Here is a 24,028-nt window from a genome sequence, read left to right as displayed (position 1 = left end):
AGACGTTTGCCTGCCCGGTAAACTCCGGCAAGCTACGCCCCTTAACTCATGAACAAGGATTGCCTGTGTCGACTCCGCCTGTCGTGCCCCCGCTGGCCGCCCACATGGGCGACAGTCCAGCCCCGCTTTACGCTCGCGTAAAACAGATGATCACTCAGCAAATCGAGAGCGGTAACTGGCCGCCGCATTACCGCGTGCCGTCTGAAAGCGAGCTGGTCAGCCAACTGGGTTTCAGCCGCATGACCATTAATCGGGCGCTGCGCGAAATGACCGCAGACGGCCTGCTGGTGCGCATGCAGGGTGTTGGCACCTTCGTGGCCGAGCCAAAAACGCAATCCGCGTTGTTTGAGGTCAACAACATTGCCGACGAAATCGCCGCCCGTGGCCATAAGCACACCTGCAAAGTGATCAGCCTGGCCGAAGAACTGGCCGGTTCCGAACGCGCCGCCGTCCTCGACATGCGTGAAGGGCAGAAAGTGTTTCATTCGTTGATCGTGCACCACGAAAACGGTATTCCGGTGCAAATTGAGGACCGTTTCGTCAACGCGCTCGTCGCCCCTGACTACCTCAAGCAAGACTTCACTCGGCAAACGCCTTACGCCTATCTGTCGCAGGTCGCACCGCTGACCGAAGGTGAGCACGTGGTCGAAGCGATTTTGGCTGACCCCAAAGAGTGCAAGCTGCTGCAAATTGAAGCCAGCGAGCCGTGCCTGCTGATCCGCCGCCGCACGTGGTCGGGCCGCCAGCCAGTGACTGCCGCTCGTCTGATTCACCCCGGTTCCCGTCATCGCCTGGAAGGACGTTTCAGCAAATGAGCGAACTCACCGTTTTACGCGCCGCCGATTACCCGCGCATGCCGTGGAAAAACGGCGGCGGCAGCACAGAAGAAATCACCCGCGATGCCGGTGAAGGTCTTGATGGCTTCGGCTGGCGCTTGTCGATTGCCGACATTGGCGAGTCGGGCGGTTTTTCGCGTTTCGACGGCTACCAGCGAGTCATCACCGTGCTGCAAGGCGCGGGTATGCACCTGCAGGTGGACGGCGAGCAGAGCCGGGCGTTGTTACCGTTCGATGCCTTTGCTTTCAAGGGTGACTGCGAGGTCAGTTGCCGCTTGATCGACGGGCCGATCCGCGACTTCAACCTGATCTACGCCCCGCAGCGTTACAGCGTCCGCTTGCAATGGCTGCAAGCCGGTGGCCGCCTGTTCACCCCGGCGCAGACCGTGCTGGTGTTTGCTGCCGATGAGCACGTTGACGTACGCGTGGGTAACACGCGGCACGAACAACTGGGCCGCTACGATTGCCTGCAACTGAACGGCAATCGCGAGCTGCTTGAGATCGCCATCACCGGCCGTAGCTGCGTGATTGAGTTGAGCGCCAATCTGTAGGAGCGAGCTCGTCTCGCGATCTTTTAAATGACCAAAAGATCGCGAGGCAAGCTCGCTCCTACACGCAAATCAACGCCCCATCTTGTTACCTAACGCCCCAAAAAGACGCAAAACGCCCTTCAAGTAACATCTCCTTACTCTCCCTCCTGCATGTTTATGCAAACCTTGTGCGTGCCTCAACGCCTTTGTTTTCGGGCCTTTACACCCATGTCGCGATGTTTTAATTGACAGCAAAGTCACGTTGGCCGCTTACTTGCATATGCTTGTATGTACAAGTACATAAGTGTTCACCTGCCCAGCACTGAGGAGTTACCCGTGACTTCAACTACCCCTAAATCGCCTGTCGCGTCCAACCGTCACCGCGAAGGTGAGATCCGCGCCGCCCGTGGCACTCAGCTCACGGCTAAAAGCTGGATGACTGAAGCACCCCTGCGGATGCTGATGAACAACCTTGATCCACAGGTGGCAGAAAACCCGACTGAGCTGGTGGTGTATGGCGGTATTGGTCGTGCGGCGCGTAACTGGGAGTGCTACGACAAAATCGTCGAAAGCCTGACCAACCTCAACGACGACGAAACCCTGCTGGTGCAATCGGGCAAGCCGGTCGGCGTGTTCAAAACCCACAGCAACGCACCACGGGTACTGATCGCCAACTCCAACCTGGTGCCGCATTGGGCTACGTGGGAACACTTCAACGAACTCGACGCCAAAGGCCTGGCCATGTACGGCCAGATGACCGCCGGCAGCTGGATCTACATCGGCAGCCAGGGCATCGTTCAGGGCACTTACGAAACCTTTGTTGAGGCCGGTCGCCAGCATTACAACGGCAGCCTGGTCGGCAAATGGGTACTCACCGCAGGTTTAGGCGGCATGGGCGGCGCACAACCGCTGGCCGCGACCCTGGCGGGCGCATGCTCACTGAACATCGAATGCCAACAAAGCCGTATCGACTTCCGCCTGGCCACGCGCTACGTCGACGAGCAAGCCGCCGACCTGGATGACGCCCTGGCCCGCATCGCCAAATACACCGCCGAAGGCAAGGCGATTTCCATCGCACTGTGCGGTAACGCCGCTGAACTGCTGCCAGAAATGGTGCGCCGTGGCATTCGCCCGGACATGGTCACCGACCAGACCAGCGCCCACGACCCGCTCAATGGCTACCTGCCAAAAGGCTGGACCTGGGAGCAGTACCGCGACCGCGCCGTGACCGATCCGGCGGGCGTGGTCAAAGCCGCCAAAGCCTCGATGGGCGAACACGTAGAAGCCATGCTGGCGTTCCAGAAAGCTGGCATTCCGACCTTCGACTACGGCAACAACATCCGCCAGATGGCCAAAGAAGTGGGAGTTGAAGCTGCGTTCGACTTCCCGGGCTTTGTTCCGGCGTACATCCGCCCACTGTTCTGCCGTGGCATTGGCCCGTTCCGTTGGGTTGCACTGTCGGGCGATGCACAAGACATCTACAAAACCGACGCCAAGGTCAAAGAACTGATCCCTGACGACGACCACCTGCACAACTGGCTGGACATGGCCCGCGAGCGCATCAGCTTCCAGGGTTTGCCAGCGCGTATTTGCTGGGTTGGCCTGGGCCAGCGCGCCAAGTTGGGCCTGGCGTTCAACGAAATGGTGCGCAGCGGTGAGCTGAAAGCGCCGATCGTGATTGGCCGCGACCACCTGGACTCAGGTTCGGTGTCCAGCCCGAACCGTGAAACCGAATCGATGCAAGACGGTTCGGATGCCGTCTCTGACTGGCCGCTGCTCAACGCCTTGCTCAACACCGCGAGCGGCGCGACCTGGGTATCGCTGCACCACGGTGGCGGCGTTGGCATGGGCTTCTCGCAGCATTCGGGCATGGTGATTGTGTGTGACGGTACCGACGAAGCGGCTGAGCGCATTGCCCGTGTGCTGCACAACGATCCGGCGACCGGTGTGATGCGCCATGCGGATGCGGGTTACCAGATCGCCATCGACTGCGCCAACGAACAGGGCCTGAATCTGCCGATGGTCAACGGCTAAGCCCAGAGGTAAAACCTGTAGGAGCTGCCGAGGAACGAAGGCTGCGATCTTTTAACCGATCAAAAGATCGCAGCCAGCTTCTGCGAGGTGGAGCGATTAACGGCCCGGCCCCTTTTCCAAGGAGCATCAATGTGAACCGTTTAAACCTGATCCCCGGCCAACTGAGCCTTGCCCAACTGCGTGACATTTATCAGCAGCCGGTAAGCCTCAGCCTGGACGACAGCGCTAGTGCGCAGATTGATGCCAGCGTGGCGTGTGTGGAGCAGATCCTTGCCGAGCACCGCACCATTTACGGCATCAACACCGGTTTTGGTTTGCTGGCGTCGACAAAAATTGCCAGCGAAGACCTGGAAAACCTCCAGCGTTCCCTGGTGCTGTCCCATGCTGCGGGTGTCGGTGAGCCGCTCAGCGATGACCTGGTGCGCCTGATCATGGTGCTCAAGGTCAACAGCCTGAGCCGTGGCTTTTCGGGGATCCGCCGGGTGGTGATCGATGCCCTGATCGCGCTGATCAATGCCCAGGTGTACCCGCATATTCCGCTCAAGGGCTCGGTCGGCGCTTCTGGCGATTTGGCGCCGTTGGCGCACATGTCGCTGGTGCTATTGGGGGAGGGCAAGGCGCGTTACAACGGTGAATGGCTGGAGGCTGGCGCCGCGCTGAAACAGGCGGGTCTTACGCCGCTGACGCTGGCGGCCAAAGAAGGCCTGGCCTTGCTCAATGGTACGCAGGTGTCGACCGCCTTTGCCCTGCGCGGGCTGTTTGAAGGCGAGGACCTGTTTGCCGCCGCCATTGCCTGCGGCAGCCTCACGGTTGAAGCGGTGCTGGGCTCGCGCTCACCTTTTGATGCGCGCATCCATGCCGCGCGCGGCCAGCGGGGGCAAATCGATGCCGCCGCGCTGTACCGCGACCTGCTGGGGACGAGCAGCGAAGTGTCCGAATCACACAAAAATTGCGACAAGGTTCAAGACCCGTATTCCCTGCGTTGCCAGCCACAAGTAATGGGCGCCTGCCTGACTCAGTTGCGTCAGGCGGCCGAGGTGCTGGGCATTGAAGCCAACGCCGTGTCGGATAACCCGCTGGTGTTTGCCGAACAGGGCGATGTGATCTCTGGCGGCAACTTCCACGCCGAGCCGGTCGCCATGGCCGCCGACAACATGGCCTTGGCCATTGCTGAAATCGGTGCCCTGAGCGAGCGGCGCATCTCGTTGATGATGGACAAACACATGTCGCAGTTGCCACCGTTTCTGGTGGCCAACGGCGGCGTCAATTCGGGCTTCATGATTGCTCAAGTGACCGCGGCCGCATTGGCCAGCGAAAACAAGGCGCTGGCGCATCCGCACAGCGTCGACAGCATTCCCACCTCGGCCAACCAGGAAGACCACGTATCAATGGCCCCGGCGGCCGGCAAGCGCTTGTGGGACATGGCCGAAAACGTTCGCGGCGTGCTCGCCGTGGAATGGCTGGCCGCCTGCCAGGGCCTGGACCTGCGCACTGGCCTCAAAACCTCCCCCAAACTCGAAATCGCCCGCACCACCCTGCGCAGCAAAGTGGCGTTTTATGAAAAAGACCGCTTCTTCGCGCCCGACATCGACGCCGCCCAGCAATTACTGGCGTCGCGGTGCCTCAATGAACTGATCGTGCGCCAGACCCTGCCCAGCTTGTAGGCGTCGATTAGCCCATTGGCCATTAATGATTAGGAGTGTCACACAATGAAAATCTACAAGACTCTGCTGACTCCATTACTTTCCCTCAGCGTGTTGGTTGCTGCAGGCACCGCCCAGGCGGCCACCTGGTGTGAATCCGGTAAACCGGTGAAATTTGCCGGGCTCAACTGGGAGAGCGGCATGCTCTTCACCGACCTGATGCAGTTCGTGCTGGAAAAAGGCTACGGCTGTAAAACCGACAGCTTGCCGGGCAACTCCATCGCCATGGAAAACGCCCTGAGCAGCAACGACATTCAAGTGTTTGCCGAAGAGTGGGTGGGCCGCAGCAACGTCTGGGTCAAGGCCGAGAAGGCCGGCAAAGTGGTGGGCGTCGGCGCTCCGGTGGTGGGCGCCGTTGAAGGCTGGTACGTGCCGCGTTATGTGATCGAAGGCGATGAGAGCCGCAAGATCAAAGCCAGCGCGCCGAACTTGAAGTCGATCGCCGATTTGGCGCAGTACGCCTCGGTGTTCAAAGACCAGGAAGAACCGGCCAAGGGCCGCTTCTACAACTGCCCGGCGGGCTGGACCTGTGAGCTGGACAACAGCGCCATGCTCAAGGATTACGGCCTGGAAAACAGCTACACCAACTTCCGCCCGGGCACCGGCCCGGCCCTCGATGCGGCCGTGCTGTCGAGCTACCGCCGTGGCGAGCCGATCCTGTTTTACTACTGGTCACCAACCCCGCTGTTGGGCAGCGTTGACCTGGTCAAGCTGGACGAGAAACCCGGTGTCGACAAGCACGTAGACATCAAGGTGGGCGTTTCCAAAACCTTCAGCGAGCAAGCGCCTGAACTGATCGCGGTGCTGGAAAAGGTCAACCTGCCGATTGATCTGCTCAACCAGAACCTGGCCCGCATGAGCAAAGAACGCATCGACTCGGCAAAACTGGCCAAGCTGTTCCTCAAGGAACACCCGGAAGTCTGGCATGCCTGGGTCGATGAAGACGCTGCCAAAAAAATCGAAGCGGCGCTATGAGAGCGGACGCTGTAGCTGTGGATAACGTCCCTTTCATTTGATCGAGAGTTTTTATGTTTCCCGAACGTTTTACATTCTCTGTAGCGGACTGGGTCAACGGCTGGGTTGACGCGCTGGTGGCCAACTATGGCGATGTGTTCCGGCATATTTCCGACACCTTGCTGTGGGCCATCGTCAACCTCGAAACCGTGCTGCGCATGGCGCCGTGGTGGCTGGTGCTGGCCATCGTTGCGGGCATTACCTGGCACGCAACGCGCAAGGCAACCACCACGGCGGTGATTGTCGGCTTGCTGTTTTTGGTGGGTGCCGTGGGCTTGTGGGACAAGCTGATGCAAACCCTGGCATTGATGCTGGTGGCCACGTTGATTTCGGTGCTCATCGGCATCCCGCTGGGCATTCTGGCGGCGCGCAGCAATCGCTTGCGCGCAGTGCTGATGCCGGTGCTCGACATCATGCAGACCATGCCGAGCTTCGTGTATTTGATCCCGGTGCTGATGCTGTTTGGTCTGGGCAAGGTGCCGGCGATTTTCGCCACCGTGATCTACGCCGCGCCGCCGCTGATTCGCCTGACCGACCTGGGCATTCGCCAGGTCGACGGTGAAGTCATGGAAGCCATCAACGCCTTTGGCGCCAACCGCTGGCAGCAACTGTTCGGCGTGCAACTGCCGCTGGCCATGCCGAGCATCATGGCCGGTATCAACCAGACCACGATGATGGCGTTGTCGATGGTGGTGATCGCGTCGATGATTGGCGCCCGTGGCCTGGGCGAGGACGTGCTGGTGGGCATTCAAACGCTCAACGTCGGCAAAGGGCTGGAGGCCGGGCTGGCAATCGTGATTCTGGCGGTGGTGATCGACCGCATTACCCAGGCGTATGGCCGCCCACGGCATGAGATGAGCAAATGAACATGACCACGCCTTCGAAAATTGAAGTCAAAAACGTGTTCAAGATTTTTGGCAGCCGCTCCAAAGAAGCGCTGGCCTTGATCCAGCAGCACAAAACCAAAGACCAGGTACTGGCCCAGACCGGCTGCGTGGTGGGGGTCAATGACCTGTCGCTGAGCATCGGCACCGGCGAGATTTTCGTCATCATGGGCCTCTCGGGCTCGGGCAAATCGACCTTGGTGCGCCACTTCAACCGCCTGATCGACCCCACCAGCGGGGCAATCCTGGTGGATGGCCAAGACATCCTGCAATACGATATGGAAGCCTTGCGCCAATTTCGCCGCCACAAAATCAGCATGGTGTTCCAGAGCTTCGGTTTGTTGCCGCACAAGAGCGTGCTCGACAACGTGGCCTACGGCCTCAAAGTGCGCGGCGAAAGTAAAGCCCTGTGCGCCGAGCGCGCCTTGCACTGGATCAACACCGTGGGCCTCAAGGGCTACGAAAGTAAATACCCGCACCAACTGTCGGGCGGCATGCGCCAGCGTGTGGGGCTGGCCCGGGCCTTGGCCGCCGACACCGACATCATCTTGATGGACGAGGCGTTCAGTGCCCTCGACCCGTTGATCCGCGCCGAAATGCAGGACCAACTGCTGGAGCTGCAAAAGACCCTGCACAAAACCATCGTGTTCATCACCCATGACCTCGATGAAGCGGTGCGTATCGGCAACCGGATTGCGATTCTCAAGGACGGGCGGCTGATTCAGGTGGGCACGCCCAAGGACATTCTTCATTCCCCGGCCGATGATTATGTGGACCGTTTTGTTCAACGCCGTGCCGTGGCCGTTTAGCGTTAGAAAGGTGAGCGATGAGTAACGTACAGAATGAAGCACCCGTGATCGCTGCCGTGATCATCGACAATGCCCGCCTGCGCTGGCAAGACGTGGTCGCGGTTGCCCGGCATGGCGCGCGGCTGGAGCTGTCGGCGCAGGCCTGGGCGCGCATCGACAACGCGCAGGCCATCGTGCAGCGCATTGTCCAGAGCGGCGAACGTGCTTACGGCATCAACACCGGCCTGGGCGGTTTGAGCAACGTTTCGTTGCAGCACGAGCAACTCAGCGCCCTGTCGCGCAACACCTTGCTCAGCCATGCCTGCGGCGTCGGCCCGGCGCTGAGCAATGAACAGACCCGCGCGATCATTTGCGCGGCGGTCATTCAATACAGCCAGGGCAAATCCGGCCTGCACCGTCAGGTGGTCGAAGCGCTGCTGGCGCTGCTCAACCACCAGATCACCCCGCAGGTGCCGTCCCAGGGTTCGGTCGGCTATTTGACCCACATGGCGCACATCGGCGTCGGCCTGCTGGGCGTGGGCGATGTGAGCTACCGTGGGCAGATCGTCCCCGCGCAGCAAGCGTTGGCCGCCGAAGGCTTGAGCCCGGTGCAACTGGGCGCCAAAGACGGCCTGTGCCTGGTCAATGGCACGCCGTGCATGACCGGCCTGAGCTGCCTGGCGCTGGCCGATGCCGCGCAGGTGTTGCAGTGGGCTGATGTGACCGGCGCCATGAGTTTTGAAGCGCTGCGCGGCCAGATCGACGCCTTCGACCCTGAGATCCTCGCACTCAAGCCCCACGCGGGCATGCAGCAGGTTGGCCGCCACTTGCGCCGCTTGCTGGCCGACAGCGAGGTCATCGCCAGCAGCAAAGGCGTGCGCACCCAGGACGCCCTGAGCTTGCGCTCCATCCCGCAGGTGCATGGCGCCGCACGGGACCAGTTCAATCACTCGGTGGTGCAGATCGAGACCGAGCTCAACTCGGTCAATGACAACCCGATGGTGCTGGGCACGCCCGATGCCTACCGGGTGGTCAGCCAGGCCAACCCGCACGGGCAGTCCGTTGCGCTGGCCGCCGACGGGCTGGCCATCGCCATGGCCGAAATCGGCTCGATTGCCGAGCGCCGGCTCGACCGTCTGATCAACCCGCATGTCAGCGACTTGCCGGCGTTTTTGGTCAGCCAGCCGGGCGTCAACTCGGGAATGATGATCACCCAGTACGTCGCCGCCTCGCTGTGCGCGCAAAACCGCCAGTTGGCGCAACCCGCCGTGCTCGACAACTACGTGACCTCGGCCCTGCAGGAAGACCACTTGAGCCTGGGCACCAATGCCGCGCTCAAGCTGTTGCAAGTGCTGGAGAACGCTACCCAGGTGCTGGCCATCGAGTACTTGCTGGCTGCGCAAGCGTTTGAGTTCCATCAGCCCAAGCACTTCGGTGCCGGTACCCAAGTGGCCTGGCGGTTACTGCGTGAACACGTTGCGCCTTACGATCAAGACCGCTGGCTGGCCCCTGAGATTGCCAAGAGCGCGGCGATCCTCAAAGACCCGCACGCGTTGCAGCCACTGGCCGCATACCTGGCGTGAGTCATCAAGGGAGTGATGCAATGAAAACGCTTTGGCAACACTGCAATGCCGCGACCATGGCCAATGGCACGTATTCGATCATTGAAGACGCTGCCATCGTGACCCGCGAGGGCTTCATTGAGTGGATCGGCCCGCGCCAGCAGGTCCCCGCCGGTGAATACGGCCACACCATCGGCCTGGACGGCGCGTGGGTCACGCCGGGGCTCATCGACTGCCACACCCACACGGTGTTTGGCGGCAACCGCAGTGGCGAGTTTGAGCAGCGTCTGCAAGGTGTGAGCTATGCCGAAATCGCCGCTGCCGGCGGCGGCATTGCCAGCACCGTGCGTGCGACCCGTGCCGCCAGCGAAGACGAATTGTTCGCCAGCGCGCGTCAGCGTTTGCTGAATTTGCTGCGCGACGGCGTGACCACGGTCGAGATCAAGTCCGGTTATGGCCTGAGCCTGGAGAGCGAGCGCAAAATTTTGCGGGTGATTCGCCGTTTGGGCCAAGAGCTGCCAGTGACGGTGCGCAGCACCTGTTTGGCGGCGCACGCCTTGCCGCCCGAGTACAAAGATCGGGCAGACGATTACATCGAGCACATCTGCACGCACATGCTCCCGGCACTGGCCGCCGAAGGGCTGGTGGACGCGGTGGATGCGTTCTGCGAGTACCTGGCGTTCTCGCCAGAGCAAGTCGAGCGGGTGTTCAAGGTGGCGCAGCAACTGGGCTTGCCGGTCAAACTGCATGCCGAGCAACTGTCGTCGCTGCATGGCTCAAGCCTGGCGGCGCGGTATCAGGCGTTGTCGGCGGACCATCTGGAGTTCATGACCGAAGAAGACGCTGTTGCCATGGCTCAATCCGGGACTGTCGCCGTGCTGTTGCCGGGGGCGTTCTACTTTTTGCGCGAAACCCAGTTGCCACCCATGGAGGCCCTGCGCAAACACGGGGTGAAAATCGCCATTGCTAGCGACCTCAACCCCGGTACGTCGCCGGGTTTGTCGTTGCGCTTGATGCTGAACATGGCCTGCACCCTGTTTCGCATGACCCCCGAAGAGGCGCTGGCAGGCGTGACTCAGCATGCCGCCACGGCCTTGGGCCTGGGCGACAGCCACGGCTCGCTGGAGCCCGGCAAAGTGGCCGACTTCGTCGCCTGGAACATTGATCGCCCGGCAGACCTTGCGTACTGGTTGGGCGGGGAGCTGGACAAACGCGTCGTGCGCAACGGCGTCGAGCTTTAGGAGAACAGGCTGTGGATAAGGTTCTGACATTCAAACAAGGCCGCGTGCCGTTGCTGATCAGCATGCCCCACGCGGGCATAAAACTGACCCCGGCGGTGCAGGCGGGCTTGATCCCCGAAGCGCAAAGCCTGCCGGACACGGACTGGCACATCCCCAAGTTGTACGAATTTGCCGCAGAACTGGGGGCCAGCACCTTGGCGGCCGAGTATTCGCGGTTTGTGATCGACCTCAACCGCCCCGAAGATGACGCGCCGATGTACGTGGGCGCGACCACCGGGTTGTTCCCGGCCACGCTGTTTGATGGCGTGCCGCTGTTTCGCGAAGGGCAAGCGCCATCCAGGCAAGAGCGCGCGACTTACCTGGAGCGTATCTGGCAGCCGTATCACCAGACCTTGCAGCAAGAGCTCAAGCGCCTCAAAGAGCAGTTTGGCTATGCGTTGCTGTTTGACGCGCACTCCATCCGCTCGCATATCCCGCATTTGTTTGAGGGGCGCTTGCCGGATTTCAACCTGGGGACGTTCAATGGCGCCAGCTGTGCGCCGCAACTTGCGGGTGATCTTGAAGCGATCTGCGCCGAACACCCGGCTTATCGTCATGTGCTCAACGGGCGCTTCAAGGGTGGCCACATCACCCGGCATTACGGCAGCCCGGCGGACAACATCCATGCCGTGCAACTGGAATTGGCCCAAAGCACCTACATGGAAGAGTTCGAACCCTTCAACTACCGCGAAGACCTGGCGGCGCCGACGCAGGTAGTGCTCAAGCAATTGCTGACACGGATGATCGAGTGGGGCCAGGAGCGCTACGTCTGACTGTAGGAGCGAGCTCGCCTCGCGATCTTTTGATCTTGGCTCTTTTTACGGCCGCTGCGCGCCCGGACGTAGCCTCGCAAGGCTCGTCAACTGCTACGGGGGGTGTTTGTTCGCAGCCTTCGTGCCTCGTCAGCGACTACAGGTTGTACGCGATACAACTGTAGGAGCTCGCCTCGCGATCTTTTAACGATTCAAAAGATCGCGAGACAAGCTCGCTCCTACAGGATTTTTATAACCCCATGCTCATTCCGCCAATCGGGTTTATGATGCCAAACGGCACTTTTTTTTGATGTCCCCACCAGGGATGACCTCAACCCTCCCGCGGAGTGTGTAATGCAGACCTTGTTCCCGCAGATCAAACCCTACGCCCGGCACGATCTTGCTGTTGATGGGCCGCATGTCTTGTATGTCGACGAAAGCGGTACGCCCGACGGCCTGCCGGTGGTCTTTGTGCACGGCGGGCCGGGGTCGGGGTGTGACGCCAACAGCCGCTGTTATTTCGATCCGGGCGTGTACCGCATCATTACCTTCGATCAGCGCGGCTGCGGCCGCTCGACTCCACATGCCAGCCTGGACAACAACACCACGTGGGATCTGGTCGCGGACATGGAACGGATTCGTCTGTTTCTGGGCATCGACAAATGGGTGCTGTTTGGCGGCTCCTGGGGCTCGACCCTGTCGCTGGCCTACGCGCAAAGCCATCCGGATCGGGTCCATGGGCTGATCCTGCGCGGTATCTTTTTGGCCCGCCCGCAAGAAATTGAATGGTTCTACCAGGCCGGTGCCAGCCGTCTGTTCCCGGATTACTGGCAGGACTACATCGCGCCGATCCCGCCGGAGGAGCGCGACGACTTGCTCGGTGCTTTCCACAAGCGCCTGACAGGCAATGACCAGATCGCGCAAATGCACGCAGCCAAGGCCTGGTCGACCTGGGAGGGCCGCACCGCGACGCTGCGCCCCAACCCGCAAGTGGTTGAGCGCTTCTGCGACCCGCACCGGGCGCTGTCGATTGCCCGCATCGAATGCCATTACTTCACCAACAGCGCGTTCCTTGAGCCGGATCAACTGATCCGCGACATGCACAAAATCGCCCATCTGCCGGGCGTGATTGTGCATGGCCGCTACGACGTGATTTGCCCGCTGGACAACGCCTGGGAGCTTCACCAGAACTGGCCGGGCAGCGAGCTGCAAGTGATCCGCGAAGCCGGCCACGCAGCGTCTGAGCCCGGTATTACCGATGCCTTGGTGCGGGCTGCCGAGCAAATGGCTCGCAGCCTGCTCAACTTGCAGCCGGACGAAGCATGAAGGGTCTGCTGCAACGCGTAAAAGGCGCGCGGGTAGAGGTGGGCGGGGAGATTGTCGGTTCGATTGATCAGGGTTTGCTGGTGCTGTTGGCCGTCGAACCTGACGACACCCAGGCCCATGCGGCCAAAATGCTGCACAAGCTGCTCAATTACCGGGTGTTCAGCGATGCCGAGGGCAAAATGAACCTGTCGCTGAAGGATATCGACGGCGGTTTGCTGCTGGTGTCGCAATTTACCCTGGCCGCCGACACCAAAAGCGGCTTGCGCCCCAGCTTCTCCACCGCGGCCCCACCCGCAATGGCCGAGGCGATGTTTGAGCACGTCCTGGCCGAAGCCAAACGCCTGCATCCGATGGTCGAATCAGGCCGTTTTGGCGCCGATATGCAGGTGCATTTGGTCAATGATGGCCCTGTGACATTTCTGTTACAGATCTAAAACCTTGAAAATCTGTGTTTTCGTCAGAAAACATTAAGTTTTAGTTAGAAATACTTGGCGACAATAGATGCGTTGTAACGCGGGCTACTAGATAATCCCCGACTACCATAGAGACTAATCCGATACGTCAGGGGAATCATTTTTCCCTTTGACGGTCGGAACAGTGCTCGCCAACCCGGCATTTAGATCGCTGGCCGTTGGTTTCATCATCTGTTTTCGGCGAGGTTGCTCGTGATTGTTAGTCCATTAAATGCACCAAAAAGGTCTGCCAAGCGGTTACGCAACGCACTGGTGACGGGCTCTGCGCTCTTTTGCTTGCTCGGTGCGGGTCAACTGTGGGCCTTCAGTCTGGATGACGTAGCGGTTCAGGCTAAAGCCCTGGCCGAACAGAAATACCAAGCGCCGCGCAGCAATCTGCCAAACGAATTCCGTGACATGAAATTCGCGGACTATCAAAAGATTCAGTTCAAGCGCGAGAAGTCCCAGTGGGCGGGCGACAAGACCCCGTTCAAGCTGTCCTTCTATCACCAGGGCATGCATTTCGACACGCCGGTGAAAATCAACGAAGTGACCGCCGACAAGGTTGAAGAGATCAAGTACGATCCGAGTCGTTTTGATTTCGGCGACGTCAAATTCGACCCTAAAGCCACCGAGAACCTCGGCTGGGCCGGTTTCCGCGTGTTGTACCCGATCAACAAGGCCGACAAACAAGACGAAATCATGACCATGCTGGGCGCGAGCTACTTCCGCGTGATCGGCAAAGGCCAGACTTACGGCTTGTCGGCACGTGGCATGGCGATTGATACCGCGTTGCCATCGGGCGAAGAGTTCCCGCGCTTCACCGAGTTCTGGGTTGAACGCCCAAAACCCAACGACAAACACCTGGTGATCTTCGCCTTGCTGGATTCGCCACGGGCGACCGGTGCCTACCGCTTCATCCTGCGCCCTGGCGTAGACACGGTGGTGGACGTGAAGGCGCAAATGTATCTGCGTGACAAAGTGGGCAAGCTGGGCATCGCTCCGCTGACCAGCATGTACCTGTTTGGTGCGAACCAGCCGTCCAAAGTCCTCAACTACCGCCACGAGCTGCACGACTCGTCGGGCCTGGCGATCCATGCCGGCAACGGTGAGTGGATCTGGCGTCCGCTGAACAACCCGAAACACCTGTCGGTGAGCAACTTCGCCGTTGAGAACCCGCGCGGCTTTGGTTTGCTGCAACGTGGCCGTGACTTCAGCCAGTTTGAAGACCTCGACGACCGCTACGACAAGCGTCCAAGCGCCTGGATCGAGCCACAAGGTGACTGGGGCAAGGGCTCCGTTGACCTGGTAGAAATCCCGACAGCTGACGAAACCAACGACAACATCGTTGCGTTCTGGAGCCCGGGTACTCTGCCAGAGCCTGGCAAGCCATTTGATTACGCTTACCGCCTGCACTGGACCCTGGACGAAGCAGCTCTGCACCCGGCTGACAGCGCCTGGGTTAAACAAACCATGCGTTCGACCGGTGACGTCAAGCAATCCAACCTGATCCGTCAGCCTGACGGCAGCGTGGCTTACCTGGTGGACTTCGAAGGCCCGGCGCTGGCCAAACTGCCTGCTGATGCGCCTGTGCGCAGCCAGGTGAGTGTGGGTGACAACGCCGATCTGGTTGAAAACAACCTGCGTTACAACCCGGAAACCAAAGGCTGGCGCTTGACCCTGCGCTTGAAAGTCAAAGACCCGAGCAAGTCCACGGAACTGCGTGCGGCACTGGTCCAGGACGTTGAGCAAGCTCCGGCAACCGTGGCCAAGGCTGAGAAAGTGGCGGCCAAGGTGCACGAGAAGAAAGAGCCAAAAGAAGCAAAAGCCAAGGACGCCAAGGATGCCAAGGGCACCCCGGCGCCTGCCGCCGAAGCTGCCCCTGCCACCCCAGAGCCGGTGAAGACTGAAAAAGTACTGACCGAGACCTGGAGCTATCAGTTGCCAGCCGATGAGTAATGCTCACTCTCAGCCAGTCTCGCTTGGCGAGTATCTGGCCCATCTGCCACTGAACGATGAGCAGCGCGCCGACCTGGCGAGCTGCACCTCGTTCGCCGAGTTGCATGAACGCCTGTCGGCGCGCCCGGACATCGACACCGCCGAGGCCGCCCAGGCTTCGGTGGCTTCGCGTCTGAACCTGAGCACGGCCCAAGAGCTTGAGGACGCAGAAATGCTCGCCCTCGATGCCAGTGGCCGGGTGATGCTCAAGGCTACGCCGCCGATTCGCCGTACCAAGGTGGTCCCGGAGCCATGGCGCACCAATATTCTGGTGCGTGGCTGGCGCCGCATGACCGGGCGCAGCAACCCTGCGTTGCCGAAAAAAGACGAAAATGTGCTGCCCAAGGCCCGCTGGCGTACGGTGGGTTCGATCCGCCGTTACATCCTGCTGGTACTGATGCTGGGTCAAACCATCGTCGCGGGCTGGTACATGAAAGGCATCATGCCGTACCAGGGCTGGTCATTTGTTGACCTGGAAGAAGTACTCCACCAGCCGTTGCTGCAAACCGCACAACAAGTGCTGCCGTACGCCTTGCAGACCAGCATCCTGATCCTCTTCGGGATTTTGTTTTGCTGGGTGTCTGCGGGCTTCTGGACCGCCTTGATGGGCTTCCTTGAACTGCTGACCGGGCATGACAAGTACCGTATTTCCGGCGCCAGCGCTGGAGATGAGCCGATCCCTGAGCAAGCGCGTACAGCGCTGGTGATGCCGATTTGTAACGAAGACGTCACCCGTGTGTTTGCGGGCTTGCGTGCAACGTTTGAATCGGTGGCTGCCACAGGTGATCTGGACCGCTTTGACTTCTTTGTCCTGAGCGACAGTAACGACCCCGATATTTGTGTCGCAGAACAACAGGCCTGGCTGGATGTGTGCCGCGAGACAGAAGGCTTCGGGCGGATTTTCTATCGCCGTCGTCGCCGTCGTGTGAAGCGTAAAAGCGGCAACCTCGACGACTTCTGCCGTCGTTGGGGCGGTGATTACAAGTACATGGTGGTGCTCGACGCCGACAGCGTCATGAGCGGCGAATGCCTGACCAGCCTGGTGCGCCTGATGGAAGCCACACCAGACGCGGGCATTATCCAGACCGCGCCACGGGCGTCGGGCATGGACACTCTGTATGCACGCATGCAGCAGTTTGCGACGCGCGTATACGGCCCGCTGTTCACCGCCGGTTTGCACTTCTGGCAGTTGGGTGAATCCCACTACTGGGGCCACAACGCGATCATCCGCATGAAGCCGTTTATCGAGCACTGTGCCCTGGCGCCGTTGCCGGGCAAGGGCGCGTTTGCGGGGGCGATTTTGTCCCACGACTTTGTTGAAGCCGCGCTGATGCGCCGTGCCGGTTGGGGCGTGTGGATCGCTTATGACTTGCCGGGCAGCTACGAAGAACTGCCGCCTAACTTGCTGGACGAACTCAAGCGTGACCGCCGCTGGTGCCACGGTAACTTGATGAACTTCCGCCTGTTCCTGGTTAAAGGCATGCACCCGGTGCACCGTGCGGTGTTCCTGACCGGCGTGATGTCCTACTTGTCGGCGCCGTTGTGGTTCTTCTTCCTGCTGCTGTCGACGGCCTTGCTGGCGGTCAACACGCTGATGGAACCGCAGTACTTTATGGAGCCGCGTCAGCTGTATCCGTTGTGGCCACAATGGCACCCGGAAAAGGCAGTCGCGCTGTTCTCGACCACCATCGTGCTGCTGTTCCTGCCTAAACTGCTGAGCATCATCCTGATCTGGGCCAAGGGCGCCAAAGAGTTCGGCGGCAAGTTCAAGGTCACCGTGTCGATGCTGCTCGAAATGCTCTTTTCGATGCTGCTGGCGCCGGTGCGCATGATCTTCCACACCCGTTTCGTTCTGGCTGCCTTCCTGGGCTGGGCCGCGACCTGGAACTCGCCACAACGTGACGACGATTCCACGCCGTGGAGCGAAGCGGTACGCCGTCATGGTCCGCAAACCCTGTTGGGTGCTGCGTGGGCCTGCCTGGTGCTGTGGTTGAACCCGAGCTTCCTGTGGTGGCTGGTGCCGATTGTGGGTTCGCTGATGCTGTCGATTCCGGTGTCGGTGCTTTCCAGCCGGGTGAAGCCGGGCCTCAAGTCGCGTGACGAAAAGCTGTTCCTGATCCCTGAGGAATACGCACCGCCCCGTGAGTTGTCGGCCACTGAGGAGTACACCCACGAGAACCGCTACCACGCGCTTCACGATGGCTTTGTACGGGCCGTGGTGGACCCGCAGCAAAATGCCCTGGCGTGCGCCTTGGCGACCTCGCGTCACCGTGAAGCCGAGCCGATCGAATGGCTGCGCGCCGAGCGCGTGCGTCATGCGATCAAGGTCGGCCCGAGCGGTCTGAACAACAACGAGCGTATGGCGTTGTTGAGCGACCCGGTGGCGTTGGCCCGTCTGCACGCGTTGGTGTGGACCGACGGTCTCGAAGACTGGCTTAAAGCCTGGCGTGATTCGGTGGCCGCCGATAACCACGCACCGTTGCTGGCGTTGCAGCCAGCGGCGTGATCCAAATCTCGCTCGCACCTCTACAGGAGGGCGAGCGAGACACGGTTTTTCGTAGCAGTTGCCGAAGGCTACGTCCGGCGGCAAAGCCGTCGTAAAACCCTACATTGCGCAGAACCTGACAAACCCCCGCACTTAGCTTTTACGATCGCTTCGCAATCGAACGCAGCCTCGCAAAGCTCGGCAGCTGCTACGAAATAAGCTTCTGCATTCCCCCGCCTGTCGTGCTTTTAGCGCGCAAAACTCGTCTCAAAACCTTCTGTGAGTTAGCATCCGTCCCCGAATGGGTGAGTGCCCGGCTTTGTTGGCTTTATCAAGCAAACCCGCCGCAGGCCAACACCTTTATTGAGTCGGTTGAGGGGAGGTTGATGATGAAGAAGTTTCTGACGAAGCTGCTGTGCGGCGCCACTGCATTACTGGCAGTCAGCGCAGCCCATGCAGGCGCCATTGACGACGCGGTCAAGCGCGGCACGCTGAAAGTCGGTATGGACCCAACGTACATGCCGTTTGAAATGACCAACAAGCGCGGTCAGATCATTGGTTTTGAAGTTGACCTGCTCAAAGCCATGGCCAAGTCCATGGGCGTCAAGCTGGAACTGGTGTCCACGGCCTACGACGGTATCATCCCGGCCCTCATGACCAACAAGTTCGACATGATCGGCAGCGGCATGACCCTGACCCAAGAGCGCAACCTGCGCCTGAACTTCAGCGAACCCTTCATTGTTGTGGGCCAAACTCTGCTGATCCGCAAGGAACTGGCAGACAAGGTCAAGTCCTACAAAGACCTCAACGATCCACAGTACCGCCTGACCTCCAAAATCGGCACCACGGGTGAAATCGTCGCGCGCAAGCTGATGTCCAAAGCCCAGTACCACGGCTACGACAACGAGCCAGAAGCGGTGCTGGACGTGGTTAACGGCAAGGCAGACGCGTTTATCTACGACGCGCCTTACAACGTTGTAGCGGTCAACAAGTTCGGCAACGGCAAGCTGGAGTTCCTCGACAAGCCGTTCACCTACGAACCGTTGGCGTTTGGTCTGAAGAAAGGCGACTACGACAGCATCAACTACATCAATAACTTCCTGCACCAGATCCACGAAGACGGCACCTACGATCGCATCCATGACAAGTGGTTCAAAGACACCGCCTGGCTCAAAGACATGGAATAAGGCTGTTAAACCATTCGTCAACTTGCTCGCGCCTGCACACCACCTGTAGGCGCGGGCTTGCTCGCGATGGCGGCCTCCCTAGCGACACAAAACGTGGAACCTGAAAGTGATCAAACAAAAGAAAGCCCAGTGGCCCTGGCACGTCTTGACCGTGCTAATCCTCATCGGTCTGGCGGGGGCGCTGTATTACGCCACCTCGCTGATGTCCTACGAGTGGCGCTGGAACCGAGTCCCGCAGTACTTCGCCTATCAGGCCGAAGAAGCTCAGCGGGCCGCTGAAACCTCCACCGTGATCGAAGTCATACACAACGGCGGCAAAGCCGAAGTCGTGCTGCGCGGCGACGATGGCGCTGAACAGCGTCTGACCGTTGCTGACAACAGCCTGCAATTGGCTGAGGGCGACGATGTCGCTGAAGGCGATGTGATTGGTGTGAACCGACATTGGGCTGCCGGGCCGCTGCTGCTGGGCCTGTGGACCACTGTCTGGCTGTCGCTGGTGTCTGGCGTGCTGGGTTTGCTGATCGGGCTGGCCACGGGCCTGTGCCGGCTGTCAAACAACCCGACCCTGCGCGACCTGTCGACGTTGTACGTCGAGCTGGTACGCGGTACGCCGTTGCTGGTGCAGATTTTTATCTTCTACTTCTTTATTGGCACCGTGCTGAATCTGTCCCGCGAATTTGCCGGCATTGCCGCGCTGTCGCTGTTCACGGGCGCGTACGTGGCCGAAATCATCCGCGCGGGCGTCCAGTCCATCGCCCGTGGGCAAAACGAAGCGGCACGCTCGCTGGGCCTCAACGCCAGCCAGTCGATGCGCTACGTGGTCCTGCCGCAAGCGTTCAAACGGGTGCTGCCGCCGCTGGCCGGGCAATTTATCAGCCTGGTCAAAGACACCTCGCTGGTGTCGGTGATTGCGATTACCGAGCTGCTTAAAAGCGGTCGTGAAGTCATCACCACCTCGTTCTCGCCGTTTGAAATCCTGTTCTGTGTGGCGGGCCTGTACTTGTTGATCAACCTGCCGCTGTCGCACTTCGCCAGCCGGCTTGAGCGGAGGCTCGCGCAAAGTGATTGAAGTTCGCGAACTGGTAAAAGTCTTCGACACCCGCGGGCACATCGTACGCGCGGTCGACAACGTCACCACCAAGGTCGACAAGGGCGAAGTGCTGGTGGTGATCGGCCCGTCCGGCTCCGGCAAATCGACCTTTCTGCGCTGCCTCAATGGCCTGGAAGAGTTCGACTCGGGCTCCGTCAGCATTGATGGCGTTGATTTGGCCGACCCGAAAACCGACGTCAACGCCTACCGGCGTGAAGTCGGCATGGTGTTCCAGCATTTCAACCTGTTCCCGCACATGACCGTGCTCGAAAACCTCTGCCTGGCGCAGAAAGTCGTGCGCAAGCGCGGCAAGGCCGAGCGTGAAGCCAAGGCCCGTGCGCTGCTGGAGAAAGTCGGGATCGGGCAGAAGGCCAATGAGTTCCCGTCGCGCCTGTCGGGCGGCCAGCAACAGCGTGTGGCCATTGCCCGTGCGCTGGCGATGGAACCCAAGGTCATGTTGTTTGACGAACCCACCTCGGCACTCGACCCGGAGATGGTCGGCGAAGTGCTCGACGTGATGAAGACCTTGGCCCTGGAAGGCATGACCATGGTCTGCGTGACCCACGAAATGGGCTTTGCCCGTGAAGTGGCGAACCGCGTGTTGTTCTTCGATCACGGCAAACTGCTGGAAGACTCCGCCCCGGAAGACTTCTTCAACTCGCCAAAAGACCTGCGCGCCCAAGCGTTCTTGCGCCAAGTCCTTTAACACCCAAAACCCGTAGGAGCGAGCTTGCCTCGCGATCTTTTAAACAATCAAAAGATCGCGAGACAATCTCGCTCCGACCGGTTCAGACCTTAAATCGCCCCACCAACGTCTGTAGATGCGTGCCCAAACGCGCCAGCTCAATGCTCGACGCGGCGGTTTCTTCGCTGGCGGCGGCTGTTTGATCCGACACATCACGCACATTCAGCACGCTGCGGTTGATCTCTTCTGCCACGGCACTCTGCTGCTCGGCGGCAGCCGCAATTTGCTGGTTCATGCCCTGAATGGCCGACACGGTACGGGTGATGTTGCCCAGCGACTGGCCTGCACTGCGGGTCAGTTCGACGCTGCTGTCGGTGAGGGTGCGGCTGCTGTCCAGGCGACTTGAGACCTGCTGTGTGCTGCTTTGCAGGCCGGCAATCAGTTCTTCGATTTCCTCGGTTGATTGCTGCGTGCGTTGCGCCAGGCTGCGCACCTCGTCGGCCACCACCGCAAAACCGCGCCCGGCTTCACCGGCCCGTGCCGCCTCAATGGCCGCGTTCAGGGCCAGCAGGTTGGTTTGCTGGGCCACCGACTTGATCACGTCCAGCACACTGCCAATCTTGTCGCTTTCGCGCTTGAGGTGATCCATGGCCTCGGTGGAGTGCGCAACCTCGACGGCGAGCTTCTCGATCTGGGCAATGGCTTGTGCGACCACCGTGTCGCCTTCGTGGGCCTGCTGGTCGGCAGCACCGGCGGCTTCGCTGGCTTCTTCGGCATTACGGGCCACTTCTTGCACCGTCGCGGCCATTTCGTTCATGGCGGTAGCCACCTGGTCGGTTTCGACCTTCTGGCTGTTAACCCCGGCGCTGGTTTGCTCGGTGACCGCGGACAGCTCTTCCGCAGCGCTGGCAATCTGGGTGACGCCATCGCGAATTCCGCCAATCAGCTCACGCAGGCCTTCGGTCATGTTCTGGATGGACTTCTGCAACTGCCCCAGCTCATCGCGGCGCTCAGTTTTAGAGTCATGGGACAGGTCGCCGGCGGCGATGTACTCAACGGACTTGAGCGTGCGTTGTAGTGGCACCACGATCTGACGGGTGATGATCCAGGCCGCAATGATCCCGATCACCAGCGCCAGCGCGGCACAACTGACCAGCAGCGTTCTGGCCTGCTGGCTGTCTCTATCGCGCTTGGCGGTTTGCAGTGCCGAGAGCTTTTGGCTCAGGTCGATCAGGTGATTGCCTTGCAGGTGCATGCGCTCCAAGGCCTGATCGGTATTTTTACCTTGCACCAGGTCATCGAAGGCACGTTTGTACTCGACGGCTGCATTGATCTGCTGGTCTACCAGTGTCAGATCCTCAGGCATGTTCAGTTGCTTGCGCGACGTGACCAGAATGGCGTCCAGCTCGCGCAAACGCTCATACACGTGCTGCTGAGTGTCGGGCTGAGGGGTGAGTTGATAGTCGAGCCGGGCAATGCGCAGGTCTTTGCTGAGTGCGATGATCCTGGAAATATTGGCCAGCTTGTCGCCCCGCTCAATCACCGAGGCCAGGCCGTTCCAGCCGGCTGCGGTAATCAGCACCGTCAGAACCATCACCAGGCCGAAACCCAGGCTGAGTTTACGATTGACGCTCATATTGCCGAGTAGGTGGGCTAATCGACGGTACATGGTGCTGCTCCTTTATGGACCTGGATCGAGAGACGCAAAGTTGTCCGTTGCTTTGCGGTGCTCGTGACTTCACAGCGCATCGGCGTCCCGGCAGATAACTGTAGAACGGCTGTCGAATATGTGACCCAGGTCGCAAGAAGTGGCTTATTGCCATGAGTGAGAGAACGTGCTCGCGGTCTTTTAAGATCAAAAGATCGCGAGACAAGCTCGCTCCTACAGGATGGCGGTGGGCTTAGAACAACCGGGCGAGGAGGGCGGTGACGGCGGTTTCGACCCGCAGGATGCGGGCGCCGAGTTGTACCGGTTGCAGTCCGGCGTTGACCAGCAGGTCGATCTCGTAAGGGATCCAGCCACCTTCCGGGCCGATGGCCAGGGTGACGGCTTCGTTCAGGCCGCGTGGGCAGTCGGGGTAGTTGCCGGGGTGGCCGATCAGGCCCAAGGTGCCGTCGGCCATGGCCGGCAGGCGGTCTTCGACAAACGGTTTGAAGCGTTTTTCGATGATGACTTCAGGCAGCACGCTGTCGCGGGACTGTTCAAGGCCCAGGATCAATTGCTCGCGTATGGCCTCGGGCTCCAGAAACGGGGTTTGCCAGAAGCTCTTTTCAACCCGGTAACTGTTGACCAGCACGACCTTGGGCACGCCCAAGGACGCCACCGTCTGAAGCACCCGACGCAACATTTTCGGCCGGGGCAGGGCCAGCAGCAGGGTCAGCGGGAGCTTTGGCGGCGGGGGCTGGTCGAGGCTGAGGATCACCAGCTCGGCCTCTTTGGCTTCAAGGCGCACCAGCTCGGCGCTGCCCATCAAACCGCTAATCCGGCCCACGCGCAGGGTGTCGCCCACCGCTGCCCGGTGCACGTCCTGCATGTGGGTCAGGCGCCGGTCGCGCAGGATCACGCGGTCGGCGGCAATGAAGTCAGCCTCTTCGAGGAGCAGCAGGTTCACGGCTGCGGTGCTGGCGGTTGGGCGTTGCTGTCGCTGTCAGCCGGTTCTTCTTCGTCGCCGCGCTTGTTTTTGCTGATCAGGCTGCCAAACAGAATGCCGATCTCAAACAGCATCCACATCGGCACGGCCAGCAGCGTCTGCGAAAAGATGTCTGGCGGGGTCAGGATCATGCCGACCACGAAGCAGCCGATGATCACGTACGGGCGGATCTTGCGCAGGTATTTGACGTCGACGATGCCGATCCAGACCAGCAGCACCACGGCCACCGGAATTTCAAAGGCCACGCCAAAGGCAAAAAACAGGGTCATGACGAAATCAAGGTAGCTGCTGATGTCGGTCATCATGGCCACGCCTTCCGGGGTCGCGGCGGCGAAGAACTTGAACACCAGCGGGAAGACCAGGAAGTAGGCAAACGCCATACCGGCATAGAACAAAAAGATGCTGGAGATCAGCAGCGGTACGGCAATGCGTTTTTCATGCTTGTACAGGCCCGGCGCAATGAAGCCCCAGATCTGGTGCAGGATCACCGGAATAGCAATAAACAGCGAGACCATCATGGTCAGCTTGAGCGGCGTGAGGAACGGCGAGGCCACGTCGGTGGCGATCATCGTGGCGCCCACCGGCAGGTATTCACGCAGCGGCGTGGAGACCAGGGTGTAGATCTGCTGCGTAAAGGCAAACAAGGCGATAAAGATCAGAAAGACCGCCGCAATACAGCGCAACAAACGGGTACGCAGCTCGGTCAGGTGCGAGACCAGCGGCATTGGCTGGTCGTGTTCGGGCTGCTCGTTTTTGGAGGAGTCGCTCATG

The 24,028-nt window shown here is 60.3% G+C and carries 20 protein-coding genes; 17 read left to right on the top strand and 3 right to left on the bottom strand.

Translation table 11 applies throughout. The features are described from left to right. Positions 1–104: 104 nt before the first annotated feature. The 17 genes from hutC (at position 105) to ACJJU9_RS23350 (ending at position 20,627) form a co-directional block, all read left to right on the top strand. A complete protein-coding gene (gene hutC, locus ACJJU9_RS23430; RefSeq protein WP_407731028.1) occupies positions 105–815 on the top strand; it encodes a histidine utilization repressor in 711 nt (236 codons plus the stop codon). Beyond that, a complete protein-coding gene (locus tag ACJJU9_RS23425) occupies positions 812–1,387 on the top strand; it encodes a HutD family protein (protein WP_407729647.1) in 576 nt (191 codons plus the stop codon). The genes hutC and ACJJU9_RS23425 overlap by 4 nt, the downstream gene beginning before the upstream one ends. A 315-nt stretch (positions 1,388–1,702) precedes the next feature. Next, positions 1,703–3,400, top strand: a complete 1,698-nt coding sequence (hutU, locus tag ACJJU9_RS23420) for a urocanate hydratase (protein WP_407729646.1) — start codon at positions 1,703–1,705, stop codon at positions 3,398–3,400. Positions 3,401–3,531: 131 nt separating this feature from the next. Beyond that, on the top strand, positions 3,532–5,064 hold the full coding sequence (gene hutH, locus ACJJU9_RS23415) for a histidine ammonia-lyase (RefSeq protein WP_323368847.1): 1,533 nt from the start codon (positions 3,532–3,534) through the stop codon (positions 5,062–5,064). A 45-nt stretch (positions 5,065–5,109) separates the two neighbouring features. Further along, positions 5,110–6,078 (top strand): ABC transporter substrate-binding protein, encoded by a 969-nt coding sequence (locus ACJJU9_RS23410; protein ID WP_153328113.1) that lies wholly within the window; start codon positions 5,110–5,112, stop codon positions 6,076–6,078. Positions 6,079–6,131: 53 nt separating this feature from the next. Then, a complete protein-coding gene (locus ACJJU9_RS23405; RefSeq protein WP_123751050.1) occupies positions 6,132–6,983 on the top strand; it encodes a proline/glycine betaine ABC transporter permease in 852 nt (283 codons plus the stop codon). Next, complete coding sequence (locus tag ACJJU9_RS23400) at positions 6,980–7,810, top strand: glycine betaine/L-proline ABC transporter ATP-binding protein (protein ID WP_053225176.1); 831 nt, start codon at positions 6,980–6,982, stop codon at positions 7,808–7,810. The genes ACJJU9_RS23405 and ACJJU9_RS23400 overlap by 4 nt, the downstream gene beginning before the upstream one ends. A gap of 17 nt (positions 7,811–7,827) precedes the next feature. Next, positions 7,828–9,372 (top strand): histidine ammonia-lyase, encoded by a 1,545-nt coding sequence (gene hutH, locus ACJJU9_RS23395; protein ID WP_153328118.1) that lies wholly within the window; start codon positions 7,828–7,830, stop codon positions 9,370–9,372. A 20-nt stretch (positions 9,373–9,392) separates the two neighbouring features. Continuing rightward, a complete protein-coding gene (gene hutI, locus ACJJU9_RS23390; RefSeq protein ID WP_407729645.1) occupies positions 9,393–10,592 on the top strand; it encodes an imidazolonepropionase in 1,200 nt (399 codons plus the stop codon). Between the two features lie 11 nt (positions 10,593–10,603). Beyond that, positions 10,604–11,404, top strand: a complete 801-nt coding sequence (gene hutG / locus ACJJU9_RS23385; RefSeq protein WP_407729644.1) for an N-formylglutamate deformylase — start codon at positions 10,604–10,606, stop codon at positions 11,402–11,404. A gap of 333 nt (positions 11,405–11,737) precedes the next feature. Beyond that, on the top strand, positions 11,738–12,709 hold the full coding sequence (pip, locus tag ACJJU9_RS23380) for a prolyl aminopeptidase (RefSeq protein ID WP_048386416.1): 972 nt from the start codon (positions 11,738–11,740) through the stop codon (positions 12,707–12,709). Further along, positions 12,706–13,143, top strand: a complete 438-nt coding sequence (gene dtd, locus ACJJU9_RS23375) for a D-aminoacyl-tRNA deacylase (protein ID WP_407729643.1) — start codon at positions 12,706–12,708, stop codon at positions 13,141–13,143. Before pip ends, dtd begins: the two co-directional genes overlap by 4 nt. Before the next feature lie 288 nt (positions 13,144–13,431). Further along, positions 13,432–15,120 (top strand): glucan biosynthesis protein G, encoded by a 1,689-nt coding sequence (locus tag ACJJU9_RS23370; protein WP_153330846.1) that lies wholly within the window; start codon positions 13,432–13,434, stop codon positions 15,118–15,120. Beyond that, positions 15,113–17,665 (top strand): glucans biosynthesis glucosyltransferase MdoH, encoded by a 2,553-nt coding sequence (gene mdoH / locus ACJJU9_RS23365; RefSeq protein WP_153331524.1) that lies wholly within the window; start codon positions 15,113–15,115, stop codon positions 17,663–17,665. The genes ACJJU9_RS23370 and mdoH overlap by 8 nt, the downstream gene beginning before the upstream one ends. Before the next feature lie 368 nt (positions 17,666–18,033). Further along, on the top strand, positions 18,034–18,831 hold the full coding sequence (locus ACJJU9_RS23360) for a transporter substrate-binding domain-containing protein (RefSeq protein ID WP_048366741.1): 798 nt from the start codon (positions 18,034–18,036) through the stop codon (positions 18,829–18,831). A gap of 109 nt (positions 18,832–18,940) precedes the next feature. Beyond that, a complete protein-coding gene (locus ACJJU9_RS23355) occupies positions 18,941–19,900 on the top strand; it encodes an amino acid ABC transporter permease (protein ID WP_371924553.1) in 960 nt (319 codons plus the stop codon). After that, a complete protein-coding gene (locus tag ACJJU9_RS23350; RefSeq protein ID WP_048366739.1) occupies positions 19,893–20,627 on the top strand; it encodes an amino acid ABC transporter ATP-binding protein in 735 nt (244 codons plus the stop codon). Before ACJJU9_RS23355 ends, ACJJU9_RS23350 begins: the two co-directional genes overlap by 8 nt. A gap of 82 nt (positions 20,628–20,709) precedes the next feature. On the opposite strand, the gene ACJJU9_RS23345 is transcribed toward ACJJU9_RS23350, so the two are convergent. From ACJJU9_RS23345 to tatC, 3 genes are all read right to left on the bottom strand, one after another. Further along, a complete protein-coding gene (locus ACJJU9_RS23345) occupies positions 20,710–22,275 on the bottom strand; it encodes a methyl-accepting chemotaxis protein (protein WP_407729642.1) in 1,566 nt (521 codons plus the stop codon). Between the two features lie 232 nt (positions 22,276–22,507). Continuing rightward, a complete protein-coding gene (locus ACJJU9_RS23340) occupies positions 22,508–23,218 on the bottom strand; it encodes a 16S rRNA (uracil(1498)-N(3))-methyltransferase (protein WP_407729641.1) in 711 nt (236 codons plus the stop codon). Further along, the gene (tatC, locus tag ACJJU9_RS23335) at positions 23,215–24,027 is read right to left on the bottom strand and encodes a twin-arginine translocase subunit TatC (RefSeq protein WP_048366736.1); all 813 of its coding nucleotides are present in this window, start codon (positions 24,025–24,027) and stop codon (positions 23,215–23,217) included. The genes ACJJU9_RS23340 and tatC overlap by 4 nt, the downstream gene beginning before the upstream one ends. Position 24,028: the final 1 nt, after the last annotated feature.

Source organism: Pseudomonas helleri (assembly GCF_045830615.1).
Lineage (GTDB): Bacteria > Pseudomonadota > Gammaproteobacteria > Pseudomonadales > Pseudomonadaceae > Aquipseudomonas > Aquipseudomonas helleri.
Note: the sequence above shows the minus strand (reverse complement) of the source record. Positions and strands in the feature narration are given on the sequence as shown.

What these genes read in the sequence shown, in the direction of transcription:
- ACJJU9_RS23405 (WP_123751050.1), top strand. Translation starts at nt 6,132, where the DNA reads ATGTTTCCCGAACGTTTTACATTCTCTGTAGCGGACTGGGTCAACGGC.
- tatC (WP_048366736.1), bottom strand. Translation starts at nt 24,027, where the DNA reads ATGAGCGACTCCTCCAAAAACGAGCAGCCCGAACACGACCAGCCAATG.
- ACJJU9_RS23345 (WP_407729642.1), bottom strand. Translation starts at nt 22,275, where the DNA reads ATGTACCGTCGATTAGCCCACCTACTCGGCAATATGAGCGTCAATCGT.
- dtd (WP_407729643.1), top strand. Translation starts at nt 12,706, where the DNA reads ATGAAGGGTCTGCTGCAACGCGTAAAAGGCGCGCGGGTAGAGGTGGGC.
- pip (WP_048386416.1), top strand. Translation starts at nt 11,738, where the DNA reads ATGCAGACCTTGTTCCCGCAGATCAAACCCTACGCCCGGCACGATCTT.
- ACJJU9_RS23360 (WP_048366741.1), top strand. Translation starts at nt 18,034, where the DNA reads ATGAAGAAGTTTCTGACGAAGCTGCTGTGCGGCGCCACTGCATTACTG.
- ACJJU9_RS23410 (WP_153328113.1), top strand. Translation starts at nt 5,110, where the DNA reads ATGAAAATCTACAAGACTCTGCTGACTCCATTACTTTCCCTCAGCGTG.
- ACJJU9_RS23400 (WP_053225176.1), top strand. Translation starts at nt 6,980, where the DNA reads ATGAACATGACCACGCCTTCGAAAATTGAAGTCAAAAACGTGTTCAAG.
- hutC (WP_407731028.1), top strand. Translation starts at nt 105, where the DNA reads ATGGGCGACAGTCCAGCCCCGCTTTACGCTCGCGTAAAACAGATGATC.
- ACJJU9_RS23425 (WP_407729647.1), top strand. Translation starts at nt 812, where the DNA reads ATGAGCGAACTCACCGTTTTACGCGCCGCCGATTACCCGCGCATGCCG.
- hutI (WP_407729645.1), top strand. Translation starts at nt 9,393, where the DNA reads ATGAAAACGCTTTGGCAACACTGCAATGCCGCGACCATGGCCAATGGC.
- hutH (WP_153328118.1), top strand. Translation starts at nt 7,828, where the DNA reads ATGAGTAACGTACAGAATGAAGCACCCGTGATCGCTGCCGTGATCATC.
- mdoH (WP_153331524.1), top strand. Translation starts at nt 15,113, where the DNA reads ATGAGTAATGCTCACTCTCAGCCAGTCTCGCTTGGCGAGTATCTGGCC.